Genomic DNA, 18,483 nt, shown 5'->3' with positions numbered 1-18,483 from the left:
ACACGCTGGCAATTTTAATTCTACATTTAGGTAGCTGTTGTTAAGATCTCAACTAGATATAAAGTTATGCTTTTTTAATTAAAGCTTGAATTTTTCACTGAAAATCAATATATTATATGTATAGAGTTTTAATTTAAGTTATTATGTTGACCCCAGTAGCAAATTTATGTGTTAATAGTAGCACTAATCTCATGCAATATATTGCTGAAGTGCGAAAATTTCCTATGCTTTCCCAAGAAGAGGAAGTGCGATTAGCAAAAAATTGGCAAGAATACCAGGATATTTCTTCTGCTCACAGGTTGATTACTAGCCATTTGAATTTGGTAGTAAAAATTGCAATGAAATTTAAGAATTACGGTCTATTGTTGATGGACCTGGTCATGGAAGGAAATATGGGTTTAATGCATGCAGTGAAAAAGTTCAATCCTGACTTGGGATTTCGTTTTTCAACTTATGCAGTATGGTGGATTGAAGCTTCAATGAAAGACTTTATATTAAAATCTTGGTCACTTGTAAAAATAGGTACAACGCAAGCACAAAGGAGATTGTTTTTTAGTTTACGTAAAATAAAAAAAAGAATTTTACAATACACAAACAGAGAAACTTTGAGTAAAGAAGAAATAAAAGCAATATCAAATGAGCTTTCTGTATCTGAAGAAGATGTTGTACAGATGAGCTATCGTCTGGCTTGTAAGGATCAGTCGTTAAATAATTGTATAAAAATAGGTGATGACTCTAAAAAGGAGTTACAAGATATGATTCCGTGTAATTTAGTTAGTCAAGAAGTAGCTTACCAGAATCATGAAGAAAAGGCATTAAAAGAAACAATTTTAAGCAATGCGCTGGCAAGTCTTAATGAAAGATCAAGAGACATTTTCATTAGCAGATATTTATCTGAGAATACTCAGACTTTGGATGAGCTTAGCAAAAAATATTGTGTTTCAAGAGAAAGAATAAGACAGCTGGCTGAGCAAGCGATGAGTAAGGTAAAACAACATATAAAATCAGAGAGTTTGAAATTCGGTTTACATGCGTAGTCTTTTCGTATTTCTAATATTTCTTTCAATAGACACTCTTGCATCGGTTAGTAATGTACAACTGAGCGAAAAATATAAAGACTGGTTTGTGTATACTGCATTGGAAGATGGTGAAAAAGTGTGTTATATTGTATCTCATCCTAAGAAAAAAAGTGAACATTATACAGCCGATCGCAAGCCGTATGTAATGGTCAGTTACGTTGATAAAAAAGCAGATGAGGTGAGCGTCACTTCTGGCTTTCAGTATAATAATGAGCCTGTAGTTCTCAATATCGATAAAAAAATTAAATATCAATTGCCAATAATACAGAGAAGTCTTGCGTGGACAGATGATACAAAAATGGACCAAGATTTGATTCTAAAAATGAAGCAGGGATTATCAATGGTAGTTAATGGAAAAGTAAAAACAGCAAATGTTGATGATACTTATTCCTTGCTTGGCTTTCAAAAAGCGTACCAAAAAATGCATGACTTATGCCATACAAAGTAAATTATTGATCACTAAAGTATAAGATAGGCTGTTTTGTCTCTCAGACAAAAATATGGATATCACTTTACATAGAATATGAATATCATTTAAAATATATTTTTGAGAATTAATATGTCAAAAATTGTAGATATAGGAATCAAAGAACAAAGTTCTGTGTGTGAACAAATGCGTTTTAGTGTAAGTCGTGCAAGCCTTTTAAATACGCTATCCAGGGTAAGTGGAGTGGTTGAAAGGCGCAACGCGATAGATGTTTTAGCGTGTATAAATATCAAAGCACAATATGGTAGCATAAAATTGAAGGCTACTGATCTTGACATTTCAATATTTGCCTCACTTACTGCAAATGTATCAGCAGAAGGAGAAGTGAAAATCTCAGCACATACTTTACATGATATAGTGAAAAAATTGCCAACTAATTTGGATGTCAATTTCGAAATGAATAATCAAGGAAAATTATTGATATCCTGTGGAAATGCAAATTTTTCTTTACCGAACGTAGTTTCAAATAACTTCCCTGTTCTTGAAGAAGGTGATCATCAATACGATTTCACTCTACTAAGTGCAGATTTGGTAGACTTGTTGACTAAAACGAAGTTTGCTGTGTCGCTAGATGATACAAGGTATAATTTGAATGGGATATATCTGCATACAGATGAGCAATTTCTGTACTGCGTTGCAACTGATGGCCACCGTTTATCATGTATAAAAAGGCCTAAACCTGAAGATATCAACGGAGAATTTGGGGTGATCATTCCACGTAAAACTATCATGGAACTGTTGAAAGTATTGGATGATTGTAATGAGATAAATATAAAACTTTCAGATAGAAAAATCAAATTTACATGTGGTGAGTATATTCTAATATCAAAATTGATAGATGGAACTTTTCCAGATTACAAAGCCGTTATTCCAACGTCTCAAGATAAACAAATGATTGTTGAGAGTAGCAAACTTGCTAGTGTTATAGACCGAGTTTCCGTTGTTGTGTCCGATAAAATAAAATCAATTAAATTTTCATTGCAAGAGAATTTATTAACTCTACATTCAAATTCCCAAGAGTGTAGTGATGCAACTGAGTCTATAGAAGTGGATTACGATGGAGCTCTTATGGAAGTAGGATTTAATTCTCGTTATTTGCTTGATGTTTTATCCTGTATAGAAAACAAGTGTAAATTTAGCTTATCAGATGGTAATAGCGCTACAATTATCACTGATGAAGATGATCCAAGTGCACTATATATAGTAATGCCAATGAGGACTTAAGCTAGTAATCTATCTTTACTAAGTATAAGCCGTGAGGCGGTGCAGTGATTCCAGCAGCGTTTCTTTTACATTGACTTAATATGTTTAGCATTTCTTGTGGATTAGTTCTATTTTTTCCAAATTCAACTAAAGTACCAACAATAATCCTCACCTGGTTATGTAAAAAGGAAATCGCAGATATTTTGATGTATATGTGACTTCCGTTTTGTACTATATCAATATCATCGATTGTTCTGACCGGATTTGTAGCTTGACAATCTTTTGAGCGAAAGCTTGAAAGATTATGTTTTCCAAGCAGGTGTCTAGCAGCTTCACGCATGATGTTTACGTCAAGTGGGTTAAATACTTGCCACACATAACCGATTTCCAGAGCTGCAGGAGCGTAGCGATTAATTATTCTATATTCATAATATCTTTTTTTTGCTGAAAATCGCGCATGAAATGCATCATCTACGGCTTCTGCACTAAGCACAACTATAGGAATCGCTTTTAAGTGATAGTTTATTCCATTTCTTATTCTGTAAAGCTCAAATTGCCTTTCCATATTGAAATGAGCAACTTGCCCTAAAGCATGAACCCCTGTGTCAGTTCTGCCACCACAATGCAAAGAGACTCTCTCGCCACTGAAATTAAATATAGCGTTTTCTATGGTTTCCTGAATTGAGTTAGCAGAGTGTTGTTGCTTTTGCCAGCCAGAGAAACTACTACCATTGTATTCTATCGTTATTTTGTATCGCACTACAAAGTCTATCTATCTAATTTTAGGTAACTAACGTTCTTCGTTATTAAAAAACCCTTGGCAGATTGGTTGCGTTCAATTACCATGGAGACTATACAAGTTAATAAATGATCCATGGCACATAATCCAGAAGAAAGAAATAATGATAAGCAAAAAGCACTAGATAATGCAATAAGTCAAATTGAAAAAGCATTCGGTAAAGGTGCAATAATGAAACTAAAGCAAAATCCTGTAGAAAAAATAGACACGATATCTACAGGGTCGATTGCACTTGATTCAGCTCTGGGTGTTGGGGGATTGCCAAAAGGACGTATAATTGAGATATTTGGCCCTGAGAGTTCTGGTAAAACTACCCTTGCTTTGCATGTAATTGCTGAAGCACAGAAAAAAGGAGGTTTATGTGCATTTATCGATGCGGAACACGCACTGGATGTTATATATGCTCGTAAACTTGGAGTGAAAACTGATGATTTGGTAATTTCACAACCAGACACTGGAGAGCAGGCGTTGCATATTGTTGAGTATTTAGTGTGTTCTAGTGCAGTTGATGTAATAGTTATTGATTCTGTTGCAGCACTAACTCCAAGAGCTGAAATTGAAGGGGATATGGGCGATCAGCACATGGGACTACAAGCAAGACTTCTAAGCCATGGACTCAGGAAACTAACTTCTGTAGTTTCAAAAGCAAACTGTATATTGATATTTATCAACCAAATTCGTATGAAAATAGGAGTAGTATATGGAAATCCTGAAACTACCACTGGTGGAAATGCGTTAAAATTCTATACTTCTATAAGACTTGATATAAGAAAAGTTGGTGCGATAAAGGATAAGGAGAATATTACGGGTAATGAAACGAGAGTTAAAGTTGTAAAAAATAAAGTTGCTCCTCCGTTTAGAGAGGCAAAATTTGATATAATGTACAATGAAGGCATATCAAAACTTGGAGAAATAATAGATATAGGAGCAAAACTTGGTGTACTTGAAAAGGCAGGTGCTTATTATTCATATAACAATACGCGTCTTGGCCAAGGAAGAGAAAATGTAAAAAGTTACCTCAAGGCAAACAAAGAAATTGCAAGTGAAATAGAAACAAAAATCAGAGATTTATTTAAAAATCATGATAATTCCATTGCAATAGAAGAGGAACGCGAACAACTTCTAGAAGAATCAGTATTCTAATCTAAATTAGTTTGTATTGGGCAGTATTCGTTTGCTATACTAAAGTTTCACTCTCAACCGAGTTGATAAAAGCTGTGGTATCTCCTTGCAGCATTAGGTGTATATTTTTTGCTATTTTTTCCACTAAGAGGATAACGTTATCAAAATTTTCAAATTTTGATAACACATAGTCTGCTAAGCTTTTCTGACCTTCAGGCCTGCCTACTCCAAATCTTAAACGCCAATAATCATTACCAATAAAGCTATCTATAGACTTAAGTCCATTATGTCCAGCAGAACTACCACCTTTTTTTACTTTTATTCTTCCAAATTTCAAGTCAGCATCATCATGTATGACAACAATATTGTCTAGCGATAATTTGTAAAAATTTTTTATTTTTGCAACAGGAATACCTGAATTATTCATAAACGAATAAGGCTTTATTAGCATAACTTTATTATTGTTAATTATGCCAGAGGTTATCAAGTAATCGGCTTTCTTAGAAAATGACTGAAAATTCCAATATTTGTAGATTGCGTCAATAACGATAAAACCAATATTATGATGAGTTAACTCATATTGACTACCAGGATTACCAAGCCCAGCTATTAAATGCACTACTCCTCTGTTTTTGTTTGAGTCTCTTCAACATCACTATCGGCAGCAGAGATTGTTACAATGGTGAAATTTTCTTCCTCATGAGCTACAAATTTAACACCTTCTGGCAATTTTACATCATTGATATGTATAGACTGACCAATCATTTTGCCAGACAAATCAATTTCTATGACTTGAGGTATTTTCTCAGGAGAGCATTTGACAGTAATAGAACGACACAGAACATTAAGCACTCCACCTAATTTGATTCCTGGTGATTTACTTTCATTGATGAATGATAAAGGTATATCTATTTTAATTTCACTACCTTTATCAACAAACTGAAAATCAACATGTTGCACAGTATCCTTTACTACATGCCATTGAATATCACGAACAAGAGCATATTCTTTTTTCCCTGAAATATCTAGTTCTATTAAATGTGCAGAAAGAGCACCTGATTTATATTGTTTAGTAAATTCCTTTGCAGACAATGTCAAATTTACGTTATCATGCCCTTTACCATATATAACTGCAGGTATACTTCCCTTCTCCCTCAGAGCCTGCATCGCTTTCTTTTTTTTTACATCACGTAACTCTGCATTAATTGTTACCATTTCTTGCTGTGCCATCGATTACTCCTATTCAGCTAATCCTTTTTATATAATTTAATAATATAACATAAAAATATTTATTTCAAACTTCATTCTTTCACACTAATTCTTTGTGGAAAAATTTATTTAGATATATACTTAAGATTACGTAGTAAGGACTATGAGTATTAACGATCAAGTAGTTTTTAAGATTTATAAGCCAACAAAAACTGCAACACAATCTGGCTTAGGTAATACAAAATTCTGGTACCTAAAAATTGAGCCTTGTTCTTACTATATTGAACCTTTGATGGGATGGGTTGGCTCAAAAGATCCCCAAAAACAGATTGTATTAAAGTTTGATTCTCTTGAAAAAGCAATATCTTACGCAAAGAAACACAACACAAAGTACACAATTGAAATGCCAAAAGATGTTAAAAGACTGCCAAAATCTTATGCAAATAATTTTATACTAAAGTAAATTTTATTGTAGTATGTTTACCTAAAAGCTTAAATCTAAGAACATATCTTGAAAGGACTTAAGTGGTTAAGCATATATTAAAGAGTTCTTGCAGTAAGGAGAGCACGCTCATACGTCAAGCAAATAATGTTTACCTAAAATTCTTTGACATTCGCAGCTTTCTTGGCAATCGTATCCCATTTTCAGTAAACAGTGATTCTTCTATATATTAGAAAAATTTTTATTTTAATTAGCGTTAAACAATAGGCGCCTATTGGTTTTTAGCTAAAGTAAAAGTCAAATATCTGGAATTCTGGACATAAAATCCTCCTGTGTAAAAAAGATTAGAAAAAAATGCAGTGCACATACGACAGAGATTAAGTATACGTGTATACACTGAAGAAGACACACTACATTTAATGAGTTTGATTGTTTAATAGAAAAAGTCTGCAGACAAAGATAGATTTTGAGCTCTTAAAATATCTCTAATTGTAATTATAATCAGATTTGAAATATGCGCAAGCAATTTTTCATGTTAATATTTCAAATTAGGCCTCTTGCATAACTATATTAAACTCCCTCATTATATATTTCATTGCATTAATAATTGTTATCGCCCCTTGTGCAACATTTGGCCTTATCACTCGTTACCCTCCTATTTTTTGCTTACCTCATCTTATTTTTTTCCCTTTCAAGATAGGTTCTAATTGTTATTCTGGGTTTTAAGTTGTGCTAACACACTACAGACCTCAGTTATGGATTAGAAAATAGATAAAAGTATAACTAAGAAGAGGGAAACAGGGTAAACTCGAGTATTTTAGTAATAATAAGAGGTTACCCATGAAGAAAGATATTACAGAACTGTACTGTTGCGTCGAGGATTTTTGTCGTGCGGTAGATGATAATTTTGCAAATAGGTTCTTATCAAACGGCAAAAAACCAACCAGAGTACCAGAAATAGCGCACTCAGAAATTCTAACCATAATCCTGTTATACCATAAATCACCATGTAAAAACTTCAAGGCTTTTTATCTTTGTTATCTTCAGTTATTCTATAGATCAGAGTTTTCAAAGCTGCCTTCATATCACAGATTTATTGCCTTAAAGCCGCGAGTTTTGTGGTATTTAGCATTACTTTTGCAATGGTTCTGTGAACAAGCGAAAATGACCGGCACTTCCTACATCGACACCTCTACGATTGCCGTTTGCCACAAAAAAAGGATCTCTAGGAATAAAGTTTTTAATCATCTAGCAGAAATTAGTAAGAGTACGTATGGTTGGTTTTTTGGCTTCAAGTTGCACTTAGTGATTAACGAAATTGGTGAAATTCAAGCACTTACCCTAACCAAAGGTAACGTTGATGACAGAAAACCTTTACCAACTCTCACTAAAAGACTGACCGGACTTTTGTTTGGAGATAAGGGCTATATAAAGAAAGAGCTTTTTGAGAAACTCTTCGATAGAGGCCTAAAGTTAGTCACTAAAGTAAAAAAAGGTATGAAAAACGCACTAATTTCACTTAAAGAGAAGATTTTATTAAGGAAAAGGTCGATTATTGAGACTGTTTTTGATTCCTTGAAAAACAAATTTGAGATTGAGCATACAAGACATAGATCGCCAACAAATTTCCTAATTCATGTTTTTTCTGTTCTGATTTCCTACTCCATGCAGTCCAAAAAGCCTTCTATTTCTATGCCTTTCTTTATCGGCTAATCCATAACTGAGGTTACAGAGAGTCGAATCTGGCTAGCTAGTATCAAAGGGTTATTTTTTAGGTATTTCTCCGTAAGACTGCAAGTTTTTTTAGATTACTCAAATAACTCCATTCTGCTTGCAGGACTTTTATGTCGCTTTGCACTAAATTAATTTTATGCTTTATTCATGCTAGTTCTCTATTTAGTGATTGAACGTGTAATTTTACCTTAAATAACCCTACAATAAAAATATAATTATTGAAATGGCATGAAAGGTCCTCATGATAACCTTTGTATAGCTCTCAGTTTTGCTGAACGCGCGCGTGGATTTACATTTATTTCTTCTGAACTTGCTTTGATCACTTTTTTATTTAAAAGGGAGAATGTTTTAGTAGATCCTGGTTCACATAAATCTTTAAAAACAGTTTTGACTATACGATCTTCTAAAGAATGAAAAGTAACTACAATTAATTTGCCGTTCTCACTTAAAATCTCAGATGCAGCTTTAATACCCTTTTCAAGCTCTCCTAGCTCATCATTTACCCATATTCTGATTGCCTGAAATGTCCTAGTTGCAGGGTCAATCTTGCTTTTTCCACGAAACACTACAGAACGTACAATATCCGCAAGTTCAAATGTAGTTTTGATAATTTTCTTCTTCCGCGCATTTACTATCGCTCTTGCGATTCTGCGGGAATGACGCTCACCCCCATAATTATATATAGTGTTCGCAATCTCTTCTTCACGTAAAGCGTTAACAAACGTCGAAGCATTCATATGAGAATAGTTATCCATGCTCATGTTAAGTGGGCCATCACGTAGAAATGAGAATCCTCTATCTCCATTATCAAGCTGCATAGATGAAACTCCAACGTCGAAAACTATTCCATTGATACCTTTAATGTTATTACTATCTAATAAATTTTTGATATTACTAAACTTTTCAATAAATAACTTTATTCTATTAGGGTATTTAACATTTAGATCATCATAAAATTTAGTAACTGTTTCATCTCTATCAACTGCATACACTTTGCAATCAGCGGATTCCAATATTGCTTTGCTATATCCTCCAGCTCCAAACGTGGCATCCACATATATACCACCACTGTGTGGTGACAATTGCAGTAGCATCTCTTTCAACAAAACTGGAATATGTGTCATATCAAGAGACTTTGTGCACTTAAATTAAAATAACTTTCTCGCCAAAAAATATATGGAAATATATAGGTATAGTATAAGAATATTTAAATATAATCAACGATATAAAAATTTAATAAGATAATATTATTAATATAACATTTACATAATTCACGTTTGAAAAAGTAAGTAATATTACTATAATATCAAACAAATTACGGAAGATTTCGTGCAACAAATAACAAAAGTAATACTATCAAGTTTAATTTGTAACACTTTGTTGTGGTATGATCACATGCTTTTCAGCCATCTAATAAGCATAATCGGAGATGTGTTTTTTCCATCAGACGACAAATTAGTCAGCATACTTAAAGCTTTTGGAGTGTTTGCAGTGGGTTTCTTAATAAGACCAATTGGTGCTGCTATATTTGGCCACATTGGCGATAAATATGGAAGAAGGATTGCTCTATTTCTCTCTATCATATTGATGACTCTATCAACCGTACTTATTGCATTTGTTCCAGGCTATCAGAACATTGGGGTACTCGCATCAGTACTGGTGGTATGTTTAAGATTATTGCAGGGTATATCTCTTGGAGGAGAGGCAGGAAATGCCCCATTTTTAATAGAGCATGCTCCTAAAAATAAAAGAGGATTCTTTGGCAGTATTGAAGTATTGAGCGCAATTCTTGGCTCAATATTAAGTCTTATAGTGGTGCTTATATGCAAAAAAGTATCCGATTTTGAATCTTGGGGATGGAGATTGCCTTTTATTTTCAGTTTTGTAATAGGATTAATCAGTATATATATGAGATATATACTCGATGAAAGCCCAGAATATAAAAAGCAGGAAAAGCCACATGAATTACCGTTAAAAGAACTGTTAAATGGCTATAAAAAACCTTTTCTAATATCAATTGGAGTTGACATAGTTGAGAATGCATCTCTTTACATATATTTAGTGTTTTTTAATCTACTTGCATCAACAATAAACACTCACTTTAATCACGCAGTAGAAATATTGAATCAGGTTGCACTTGGAGGATTGACTATACTATTTGCAATACTTTCTGATAAGGTAGGGAGAGAAAGAGTCATGAAATTTGCATTTGTGACTTTTATAGTAGTAAGTTATCCAGTTTTTTCAATGATACTAAGTGGTAATAATTTGCTCACCATAATGGCGCACGTTCTTTTTATAATCCCAATAGCTGCTTCTCTTGGTCCTGTTAGCGCGTTTATGTGTGAATTATTCCCAATAAAGGTACGATACAGTGGATTTGGTTTATCAAGAAATATAGCTTCGGGATTTTTTGGTGGTCTTGCACCATTTATATGCACAACTATTATCAAAGTTACAGGACAAGGAACTTTAGCAAGTTTTTACATGATTTTCTGTGCATTAATTGGGTTAGTTGCTATATCACAAGTTAAGAGTTAGATTTTTTCAAAAACCAAGTGTTTAAAAAATCTAATCATAAGGTGGAAAATGCCAATTTTTAGGTGATAGTGTAAATATTTCAACTCCATCTTTTGTGACTCCAAGCGTATGCTCAAACTGTGCAGAAAGTGAAAGATCACGTGTTGTCACTGTCCAGCCATCTAGCTTGCTGAGCAGAGTTTCATGTTTTCCAGCATTGATCATTGGTTCTACCGTAAAAAACATGCCTTCTTTTAAGATAAGATCCTCACCTTCATCATAAAAATGTACAACATTTGGTGGAGCATGAAAAACCTTTCCTATGCCATGTCCACAATAATTGCGTACGATAGAATATCCAAAATCTTCAATATATTTTTCTATAGTAAGTCCTATTTTATTTAACTTATTGCCTGGCCTGACTTGTTTTATTGCTTCCATTAGCGCATTATAAGTAGCATTACACAAACGCTTTGCTTTTATTGAGGGTTTACCAGCCCAAAACATGCGACTTGTGTCACCATACCAGCCATTTAAAATCACTGTAACGTCAATATTTAAAATATCTCCATCTTTAAGAGGTTTATCATCAGGAATACCATGACATACAACAGCATTTTTCGAAGTACAAATTGATTTCGGATATCCCTTATAATTCAGTGGTGCTGGAATTGCACCTGCATTGATTATAAAATCATGACATAGATCATTTAATTCATTAGTTGTTACGCCTACTTTGACGTGTGGTGCAATAAAATCAAGGGTTTCAGCTGCAAGCCTGCCAGCTTTACGCATAAAGTCAAAATCTTCTTGTGAATGTATAGTTATGTTCATGTTTCTTACGTTTTATTGTAATTTTCTGCTTCTCTTACGGATACATCAGTGTAATAATACTATAAAAATAAGCTCTTAGATCAAGCCATTTGTATATTAAGAGATAAAGACAAAAATCTAGACTGTGACTTTTGATTTAACCCAATGGTATAACTTACTTATTTTGCCATCGTGACCAAGCATTCCAGAATTATTTCTATAAAAGGTGTCAACTATTAGCTTTATAGAGCCTAAAGCAGCAGAAAATACAGGATTTTTGTCGTATTCGCCATCAAGACCGCTACAAGATTCAGGGCATCCGATACGGACTTGTTTATTGAATATATAGCTTGCAATTTCTTTCATGCTTGTGAGTTGACTGGTTCCACCTGTGATCACTACTTTATTAATTGGATCTTTCTGTTCTTGAAATTGTTCTCTTATCAGCTCAAGTATTTCCTCAACCCTTGGTCTTATGATGTTAACAAGTTCAGACTTAAACACTTGAGTTGGTTCATCGCTTTCATTACTTTGCACTGCAATACATTCATTCTCATCTATTGAAGTTACAATAGTGCTACCGTATAGTATTTTTATGCGTTCAGCATGCTCTATACTTGTGCATAGTCCATAAGCTATATCTCGGGTAATGTGAATGCCACCAATTGGAATGCTGCTTGTGTACACAAGTTTTCCTCTCTTAAAAATTCCAATTGCAGTGCATCCACCTCCTATGTCAACAACGGCAGTTCCTAGCTCTTTTTCATCTTTACTTAGACAGGCAAGGCCTGCAGAATATGCAGAAGCAACACAACCAGACATACTTATCCCACTATTATTAGTTATACAATTTTCGATATTGGTAAGCGCTGGACGCGAAGCAGTGACAACATTAACATCAGCAGATAATCTTTTTCCATATAATCCACTGACTTCCTTTATGTCAGTCATATCATCTAAGTGATATTTCAGTGGTATATTGTGAATGATGACATTTTCTTCGATATATTTCTCAAATGTCTGAAAGACTACACGTTTTATGTCTCGGTCTGAAATTTCGTGATTAGCTGCAATAATTTCGTTATATACGTTAAAAGATGAGACTCCACATCCGGCTACATTCACATATATCTGGTCTATAGTCTCTTCTGATACTTGCTCAGCTAAACCTATAGTTGATGAAATAGAGTAACTTGCATGCTTTGCATCAGTTATTGATCCACCGCTTATACCTTCTGCACTTTTATAACCCGTTCCTATTATTTTATAGCTGAAGTTGCTATTGATCTTAACAATGAGACAGATAATTTTTGTTGTACCTACGTCTAAAACGGCAAAAACATTTCGCTTTGGTTTTATTATTACTGCAGAGTACATTAGTTGACCTTATGACACAATTCCATTCAAATTGTAGCTTCCTTTAATAATTTATATTTCTATTAAAAATACAGCAACATTTTAATATACCCAAAATACTGTACAAAGGAAAAAATAAAACATAAAATTTTAATTTTATGTCTAAATTGCCAATTGTAATTGCCCCTGATGAAAGGTTAACTACACGTGCCAGTGAAGTAATAGATATAACCGATAAAATTAAAGAATTAGTAAACGACATGTTCGAAACTATGTACTATGCAGAAGGTCTTGGTCTTGCTGCAGTACAAGTTGGAGTGCTGAAGAGAATTTTTATCATGGACGTTCAGCCAGAGAAGGCTGAAGATGGGCCAGCAGGATATGAATCAACTGGCAAATTTTGCATGATTAACCCTGAAATTACAGAATTATCGGGTGAACAAGTAATTCTCAAAGAAGGGTGCCTTTCAATTCCAGAGCAAAGCCATGAAATTAAGCGTCCAAAATATTTAACTGTGAAATATAAAAATTTAAATAACGAAGAACAGACGCTAAAAGCTAGTGGTTGGCTTGCAAGGTGTATTCAGCATGAGTTAGATCATTTAAATGGTATATTATACGTTAGACATTTGTCTAAATTGAAGTACGATATGGCTATGAAAAAAGCTCAAAAGGTTAAGAGGCACTATGAACAATGAAGATCTAGAATTGTTGAAGTTCTATCATGAAGTGGGTGTTGACTGCACGCTAACTGAAGGTGAAGAGGAAAAAAAAGTGGAAAATGAGAGAGCTGCACAGTCTTCTGTCATCGAGCAGAAAAAAGCCATGTTCCCAAGTGATTGGATCATTGAAGCAAGGAAGCTTGCAAGTGAATGTGGTAGTGTAGATGAACTAAGAAGTGCAGTTAAGTCATTTGAGGGTTGTGAAATAAAAAAAACTGCAACTAATACTGTTTTTTCCGATGGTAATCCAAATGCAAAAATCATGCTTGTTGGTGAAGCACCAGGAGCAAATGAAGACCTGAAAGGCATACCATTTTGTGGTGCAAGCGGAATGCTGCTCGATAAGATGCTCGGTGCAATTAATCTGGACCGCACTAAGGTATATATAAGCAACACCGTGTTTTGGCGTCCACCAGGTAATAGAAAACCAACTGATCTAGAGCTTGATATGTGCAGACCATTTGTTGAGAAGCATATTGCTCTTGTTTTACCGCAGATTCTGATTTTTGTTGGAGGAATCGCATGTTATAGCCTTCTTGATAACACAAAGACTATATCGAACTTGCGTGGCAAATTTCATACTTATACTAACCAATATTTATCTCATGCAATTACCACAGCCGCTATATTTCATCCAGCCTATCTACTTCGTCAACCAGCACAAAAACGCTTAGCTTGGGAAGATTTAAAGAAGATTAGAGAATATCTTGATAATACCAATAACCACACGGACGTTTAGCTTACTACTTGTTGTCATCGCAGTACCTTCTCCTATCATTCCAGACTAGAATGACACCCTATTGACACACTGCCTAGTTCATGTTAGTTATAGATATTAAGAAATTTACTAAACAAAAAAAAGGCAAAAGAATCCCCCAGTAGTGAGTTTTGACCCTATAATAATGTAAATTGGCATTGTAATAATGTGCTAACGCTTATTTAAAGCGTGTTTTGGCTGAATGTAGAAAAAATAAAAAGACATGCAGCCGCTATAATTTTATGTAATCTGCCAATATATACCTGAGTTTTTTACTGAATTTTGTTGTTAAATCTGCAGAGATTAAAAACAAGGATAAATACTCTTATTGATATGATAAGGGAAAGTGGGAGAGTCTGTCAAGTAACTTTTGCTATTGCTACTTGAGTTCCTGTAATCACAATGTTGGTGCAATGTATGCATGGAATTTTATTTACTCTATAATATATTGGTTTATAGTAGTACTAATGCAGAAATAAAGGGAGGAGACATTGGAAAGCAATATAAAAAAATTGAAAGGAAATTTTTTAGAACAAGCAATTAGAGTAAATCATGCTGGCGAATATGGAGCCATTTGCATTTATTCCGGTCAAAAATTTATTCTTAAAAAATCTTCCATAATTGACAAAATAATTGAAATGGAGGAGCAGGAAAAAAAACATTTCCACTATTTTAATGAGAAAATCAAGGAGCAAAGAGTTCGTCCTACTGTTTTGTTGCCAGTTTGGGGTGCTTTAGGGGTATCACTTGGTGTTGTAACTGCCATGATGGGTAAAAAAGCCGCTATGGCTTGCACTGCTGCAGTTGAAGAAGTGATCGGAGAGCACTACAAGGAGCAAGTCTTACATTTAGAAGATGGGGAATTAAGAGAAACTATAAGTAAATTTCGCGATGAGGAATTAGAGCACAGAGATATTGCAATTCAGCACAATGCCGAAAGCGCACTTGGCTACAACGTTTTATCTTTGTTCATAAAAACAAGCTGCAAAGCTGCTATTTACCTCTCTAAATTGATTTAATCAATCACTATTTGACAACCAACCACATTTGCCTTTAGTTCTTGTGCTAATTGCTGCCTCATATCCTCTACTACAATCGAATGCGTATGAATGTTTATAATTAATTTCTTAATTATTATCCTAAAAATACATTAATTTAATTCCCTATTAGAGTTTTCTTGTTGTTGTAAACATGTTTGCATAAGACTAGTAGATGGAACGTTTTTAATAGTCTGAGTTAACTCCTCAGGAATATTTTCAAAACTCTTGCCCATAACTTCTAAAACACTTTTTCCCTGTATAAGACAATTCCCTCCAAAGCTTGATTTGTTTTCTAACTTGCTAAACCTTATTTTGCTTTTCTCATCAATTTCTACTACCATTTTGTTACCATCTTTCCGTAGATAAATACTAATCTCTCCTATTTTAGTAGTAAAAAATATTTCAATACCACCTTTTAAGATATCTGTGTAATTTCTTTTTCCATCTTCTGTAATTTCAACTTTTACTATATTTTCCTCAATCTGAAATATGCCAACTTCTAAATCCTTAGCTTTTTCATTATTTAAAGTTCTCGCAATTTCAACAATACTACCTTGTGGATACTTAATATAAAAATATTTATTATCTACTTCTACTTCAAGATCATATTTATCAATTTGCTTGTTATTTTCTTTCACAATACCTTCATATGCTAGACCCTCTAGCATTTTTTTCTTACTCTTACATTGTTCGTTAAGATCATTTAAATAATTAGAGCCGTAATATCCGCCTTCAATATCGCTATAAAAAGATAATCCTTTTTCTACCCCACCTTTTAACACTAAATTACGAGTGATCTTTTGTATGATATTTTTTGTAGTTGAATTGTGTGGATTTGCATGAAAGCGATTAATTAATTCTTCCATTTTTTCAAATATAAAATTTGTTACAGTCTTATTATCCTTACCGTAATATGAGTTTAATCTTATTCCTTGATTTAAATAACCCTCTATTATGCGTTCCATGTACTTTAAAACGCTTTCTTGCTCATCGTGTTCTGTTATACCTTTTATCATCTCATCACAAAATTTTTTAACTAGAATTTGTTCATCTGTAGTCAATGGTATTTGCAATTTCGTAGAAGATGAGTCTCGCTCAAAAAGATAAATTATTGACAATTCTTCTGCTCTTTTAATAAAGTCATAACTTCTTAGATATTCTGCAACATCTTTGTTTTTTGCGTACCTTTTCTTGATTAAATCCATATGCCTATCTTTACGACTTATAGTCGGTAATTTTGGATTTGATGAACTACTCTGTTGACTATTGAAGAAGCTGTTAGAGAACTGTTCAGGCTCTAAAATAAGATTACTTTCACCTTGTTTACCTACTTGCTTAGACATATTATATACCATAACCAATAAAACTTTTTAGTGATTACTTCAATACATAGATAAGTCAATAAAAATATCTTTTTCTCTTCAGTGCTAAAAAATTGTCAAAAATCTCAAAATTGGTTAATTGCATATAATCTACTTTCTGGTATACATCAAAACTACCGTAGAAAGCTTCAACTTTGAAAGGGATTAACAAATAAAATTCTTGTACTTTACCTCTACTAAAGTACAATCAGGCTTTATTTAATATTTTTCATGCTTGATGAAGTACATGAGGAGTGTGGGGTATTTGGCATAAGTTGCAACCAAAGTGCTGCTTTTAACTCTATACTTGCTCTCCACGCTTTGCAGCATAGAGGTCAAGAGTCTTTTGGTGTAGTAACCAGTAACAACGATAAGCTGCTCTCTTATCACTTTCAAGGTCAAGTGAGCAGCGTATTTGATGATATAGATGAAATAAAGAAATCCTTACCTGGAGATTGTGCAATAGGTCATGTTCGATACTCAACCAGTGGTAGTAAATTTGGAGTGCAGCCCATGTTTGGCAAAAGTGGCAAATTTGGAGATTTCGCCATAGCACATAATGGTAATTTAATTAATATTTCTCCGATACGCGAACAATTAATTAAACAAGAGTGTGTTTTTCAGTCAGATATTGATACAGAAGTAGTAGTGCATCTGACAGCAAGCGGTGAAAAAGATAGCTTTTTAGAGAGTTTTATATATGCATTAAAGCAAATACAAGGTGCTTATTCTTTTGTGGCAATCAATCAAGAAGTAGTTATTGGAGTACGTGATCCATCTGGAATCAGGCCTCTTGTTTTAGGAAAGTTAAACGGTTCTTACGTTCTTGCATCTGAAACTTGTGCTCTTGATATAATAAATGCAGAGTTTATTAGAGAAATAGAACCAGGCGAATTAGTTACCATCAGTTCGGATAGTAAGCTAGCCTCAATGTTTCCTTTCCCAAAGCAAAAATCAAGTTTTTGTATTTTTGAATACGTTTATTTTTCAAGACCAGACAGCATAATGGAGAATAGGTCTATATACGATACAAGAAAAGAAATAGGAAGAATACTTGCAAAGGAAAGTCCACCAAAGAACAATGTAGATATGATTGTACCAATACCTGATTCTGGAATACCTGCAGCTATTGGATATGCAAAGCATTCAGGATTACCTATGGAACTGGGGATAATTCGTAATCATTATATAGGAAGAACATTTATACAGCCAATCCCTGAAATACGTAAGGTTAGAATAAAATTAAAGTTCAATGCTAATAAGCATATTTTAAAGGGTAAAAACATAATTTTAATAGACGATAGTATAGTGCGTGGTAGCACGCTCAGAAGTATAATAGTTATGTTAAAAGATGCAGGAGTAAAAGAAATTCACCTAAAGATTTCATGTCCACCAATTAAGCACTCTTGTTTTTATGGAATAGATACGCCAGAGTGCAAAGATTTAATTGCTGCAAATAAATCTGTAGAGGAAATTAAGGAAGTTATAGGAATAGATAGCCTAGCCTTCTTGAGTATTGATGGCCTATACAGGGCTGTTAAAGGAGAGGTGCGTAACAATGCTACACCGCAATATTGTGATGCTTGCTTCACTGGTGATTACCCAATTGGTAAGTAATCTATTATTAATGAAGGTGAGGTTTTTTCTATGTTATATTAACAGTTTTAAAAATAGATTTTTGCATAACCATATAGTTTTTGCCTGGGCGTCATTTGAGTAAAAACTACTTTACAAATTTCGTCATTCCCTTTACTATGATACTAAGAGTATTTATCCTTGTTTTTGACCTGCAGGCTCAATCAAAAAATCAGTAAAAAACTCAAATATTTATTGGCAAAT

At 33.7% G+C, this 18,483-nt stretch carries 18 protein-coding genes; 11 read left to right on the top strand and 7 right to left on the bottom strand.

Annotated elements, in window-relative coordinates; translation table 11 throughout:
• Positions 1–143: 143 nt before the first annotated feature.
• From WP_RS04640 to dnaN, 3 genes are all read left to right on the top strand, one after another.
• A complete protein-coding gene (locus WP_RS04640; protein ID WP_012481951.1) occupies positions 144–1,037 on the top strand; it encodes an RNA polymerase factor sigma-32 in 894 nt (297 codons plus the stop codon).
• Complete coding sequence (locus tag WP_RS04635) at positions 1,030–1,527, top strand: invasion associated locus B family protein (RefSeq protein WP_007302326.1); 498 nt, start codon at positions 1,030–1,032, stop codon at positions 1,525–1,527. The genes WP_RS04640 and WP_RS04635 overlap by 8 nt, the downstream gene beginning before the upstream one ends.
• Before the next feature lie 111 nt (positions 1,528–1,638).
• Positions 1,639–2,790, top strand: a complete 1,152-nt coding sequence (gene dnaN / locus WP_RS04630; protein WP_007302325.1) for a DNA polymerase III subunit beta — start codon at positions 1,639–1,641, stop codon at positions 2,788–2,790.
• A 1-nt stretch (position 2,791) separates the two neighbouring features.
• Here dnaN and truA read toward each other — a convergent pair whose 3' ends face one another.
• Positions 2,792–3,529: a tRNA pseudouridine(38-40) synthase TruA gene (gene truA / locus WP_RS04625; RefSeq protein ID WP_007302324.1), complete on the bottom strand. Its 738-nt coding sequence runs from the start codon at positions 3,527–3,529 to the stop codon at positions 2,792–2,794.
• Positions 3,530–3,643: 114 nt separating this feature from the next.
• Here truA and recA point away from each other — a divergent pair, with 114 nt between their 5' ends.
• On the top strand, positions 3,644–4,711 hold the full coding sequence (gene recA, locus WP_RS04620) for a recombinase RecA (RefSeq protein ID WP_007302323.1): 1,068 nt from the start codon (positions 3,644–3,646) through the stop codon (positions 4,709–4,711).
• A gap of 34 nt (positions 4,712–4,745) precedes the next feature.
• Here the strand turns inward: recA and pth are convergent, their stop codons facing one another.
• Positions 4,746–5,309: an aminoacyl-tRNA hydrolase gene (gene pth / locus WP_RS04615; RefSeq protein WP_007302322.1), complete on the bottom strand. Its 564-nt coding sequence runs from the start codon at positions 5,307–5,309 to the stop codon at positions 4,746–4,748.
• Positions 5,309–5,920, bottom strand: coding sequence for a 50S ribosomal protein L25/general stress protein Ctc (locus tag WP_RS04610; RefSeq protein ID WP_007302321.1), 612 nt, complete (start codon positions 5,918–5,920; stop codon positions 5,309–5,311). Before WP_RS04610 ends, pth begins: the two co-directional genes overlap by 1 nt.
• Before the next feature lie 142 nt (positions 5,921–6,062).
• Between WP_RS04610 and WP_RS04605 the strand changes: the two genes are divergently transcribed.
• Together WP_RS04605 and WP_RS04600 are read left to right on the top strand one after the other, a co-directional pair.
• Positions 6,063–6,362 carry an ETC complex I subunit gene (locus WP_RS04605; RefSeq protein ID WP_007302320.1) on the top strand — a complete coding sequence of 100 codons (300 nt, stop codon included), beginning with the start codon at positions 6,063–6,065 and terminating at the stop codon, positions 6,360–6,362.
• 819 nt (positions 6,363–7,181) lie between these two features.
• Positions 7,182–8,054 (top strand): IS982-like element ISWpi16 family transposase, encoded by an 873-nt coding sequence (locus WP_RS04600; protein ID WP_007301954.1) that lies wholly within the window; start codon positions 7,182–7,184, stop codon positions 8,052–8,054.
• 260 nt (positions 8,055–8,314) lie between these two features.
• On the opposite strand, the gene rsmH is transcribed toward WP_RS04600, so the two are convergent.
• A complete protein-coding gene (rsmH, locus tag WP_RS04595; RefSeq protein WP_007302319.1) occupies positions 8,315–9,199 on the bottom strand; it encodes a 16S rRNA (cytosine(1402)-N(4))-methyltransferase RsmH in 885 nt (294 codons plus the stop codon).
• A 205-nt stretch (positions 9,200–9,404) separates the two neighbouring features.
• Between rsmH and WP_RS04590 the strand changes: the two genes are divergently transcribed.
• Positions 9,405–10,616 carry an MFS transporter gene (locus tag WP_RS04590; RefSeq protein ID WP_012481950.1) on the top strand — a complete coding sequence of 404 codons (1,212 nt, stop codon included), beginning with the start codon at positions 9,405–9,407 and terminating at the stop codon, positions 10,614–10,616.
• Positions 10,617–10,646: 30 nt separating this feature from the next.
• Here the strand turns inward: WP_RS04590 and map are convergent, their stop codons facing one another.
• Together map and ftsA are read right to left on the bottom strand one after the other, a co-directional pair.
• Positions 10,647–11,429 carry a type I methionyl aminopeptidase gene (map, locus tag WP_RS04585; protein WP_007302317.1) on the bottom strand — a complete coding sequence of 261 codons (783 nt, stop codon included), beginning with the start codon at positions 11,427–11,429 and terminating at the stop codon, positions 10,647–10,649.
• A gap of 117 nt (positions 11,430–11,546) precedes the next feature.
• Positions 11,547–12,785, bottom strand: a complete 1,239-nt coding sequence (gene ftsA / locus WP_RS04580) for a cell division protein FtsA (protein WP_007302316.1) — start codon at positions 12,783–12,785, stop codon at positions 11,547–11,549.
• A gap of 137 nt (positions 12,786–12,922) precedes the next feature.
• On the opposite strand from ftsA, the gene def reads away from it, so the two are divergent.
• From def to WP_RS04565, 3 genes are all read left to right on the top strand, one after another.
• Positions 12,923–13,462, top strand: coding sequence for a peptide deformylase (gene def, locus WP_RS04575; protein WP_007302315.1), 540 nt, complete (start codon positions 12,923–12,925; stop codon positions 13,460–13,462).
• On the top strand, positions 13,452–14,225 hold the full coding sequence (locus WP_RS04570; RefSeq protein ID WP_010403847.1) for a uracil-DNA glycosylase: 774 nt from the start codon (positions 13,452–13,454) through the stop codon (positions 14,223–14,225). Before def ends, WP_RS04570 begins: the two co-directional genes overlap by 11 nt.
• A 509-nt stretch (positions 14,226–14,734) precedes the next feature.
• Entirely contained in the window at positions 14,735–15,262 is a 528-nt protein-coding gene (locus WP_RS04565) for a demethoxyubiquinone hydroxylase family protein (protein WP_007302313.1), read from the top strand.
• 131 nt (positions 15,263–15,393) lie between these two features.
• Here WP_RS04565 and WP_RS04560 read toward each other — a convergent pair whose 3' ends face one another.
• Positions 15,394–16,626 (bottom strand): hypothetical protein, encoded by a 1,233-nt coding sequence (locus WP_RS04560; RefSeq protein ID WP_007302312.1) that lies wholly within the window; start codon positions 16,624–16,626, stop codon positions 15,394–15,396.
• 249 nt (positions 16,627–16,875) lie between these two features.
• On the opposite strand from WP_RS04560, the gene purF reads away from it, so the two are divergent.
• Entirely contained in the window at positions 16,876–18,261 is a 1,386-nt protein-coding gene (gene purF, locus WP_RS04555; protein ID WP_007302311.1) for an amidophosphoribosyltransferase, read from the top strand.
• The last annotated feature ends 222 nt before the right edge of the window (positions 18,262–18,483 follow it).

The sequence above is a fragment of the Wolbachia endosymbiont of Culex quinquefasciatus Pel genome, assembly GCF_000073005.1.
Taxonomy (GTDB): Bacteria; Pseudomonadota; Alphaproteobacteria; order Rickettsiales; family Anaplasmataceae; genus Wolbachia.
This window is presented reverse-complemented; position numbering and strand designations above follow the sequence as displayed.

What these genes read in the sequence shown, in the direction of transcription:
- WP_RS04635 (WP_007302326.1), top strand. Translation starts at nt 1,030, where the DNA reads ATGCGTAGTCTTTTCGTATTTCTAATATTTCTTTCAATAGACACTCTT.
- dnaN (WP_007302325.1), top strand. Translation starts at nt 1,639, where the DNA reads ATGTCAAAAATTGTAGATATAGGAATCAAAGAACAAAGTTCTGTGTGT.
- WP_RS04600 (WP_007301954.1), top strand. Translation starts at nt 7,182, where the DNA reads ATGAAGAAAGATATTACAGAACTGTACTGTTGCGTCGAGGATTTTTGT.
- rsmH (WP_007302319.1), bottom strand. Translation starts at nt 9,199, where the DNA reads ATGACACATATTCCAGTTTTGTTGAAAGAGATGCTACTGCAATTGTCA.
- recA (WP_007302323.1), top strand. Translation starts at nt 3,644, where the DNA reads ATGGCACATAATCCAGAAGAAAGAAATAATGATAAGCAAAAAGCACTA.
- WP_RS04605 (WP_007302320.1), top strand. Translation starts at nt 6,063, where the DNA reads ATGAGTATTAACGATCAAGTAGTTTTTAAGATTTATAAGCCAACAAAA.
- purF (WP_007302311.1), top strand. Translation starts at nt 16,876, where the DNA reads ATGCTTGATGAAGTACATGAGGAGTGTGGGGTATTTGGCATAAGTTGC.
- map (WP_007302317.1), bottom strand. Translation starts at nt 11,429, where the DNA reads ATGAACATAACTATACATTCACAAGAAGATTTTGACTTTATGCGTAAA.
- ftsA (WP_007302316.1), bottom strand. Translation starts at nt 12,785, where the DNA reads ATGTACTCTGCAGTAATAATAAAACCAAAGCGAAATGTTTTTGCCGTT.
- WP_RS04610 (WP_007302321.1), bottom strand. Translation starts at nt 5,920, where the DNA reads ATGGCACAGCAAGAAATGGTAACAATTAATGCAGAGTTACGTGATGTA.
- WP_RS04640 (WP_012481951.1), top strand. Translation starts at nt 144, where the DNA reads ATGTTGACCCCAGTAGCAAATTTATGTGTTAATAGTAGCACTAATCTC.
- WP_RS04560 (WP_007302312.1), bottom strand. Translation starts at nt 16,626, where the DNA reads ATGTCTAAGCAAGTAGGTAAACAAGGTGAAAGTAATCTTATTTTAGAG.
- def (WP_007302315.1), top strand. Translation starts at nt 12,923, where the DNA reads ATGTCTAAATTGCCAATTGTAATTGCCCCTGATGAAAGGTTAACTACA.
- WP_RS04570 (WP_010403847.1), top strand. Translation starts at nt 13,452, where the DNA reads ATGAACAATGAAGATCTAGAATTGTTGAAGTTCTATCATGAAGTGGGT.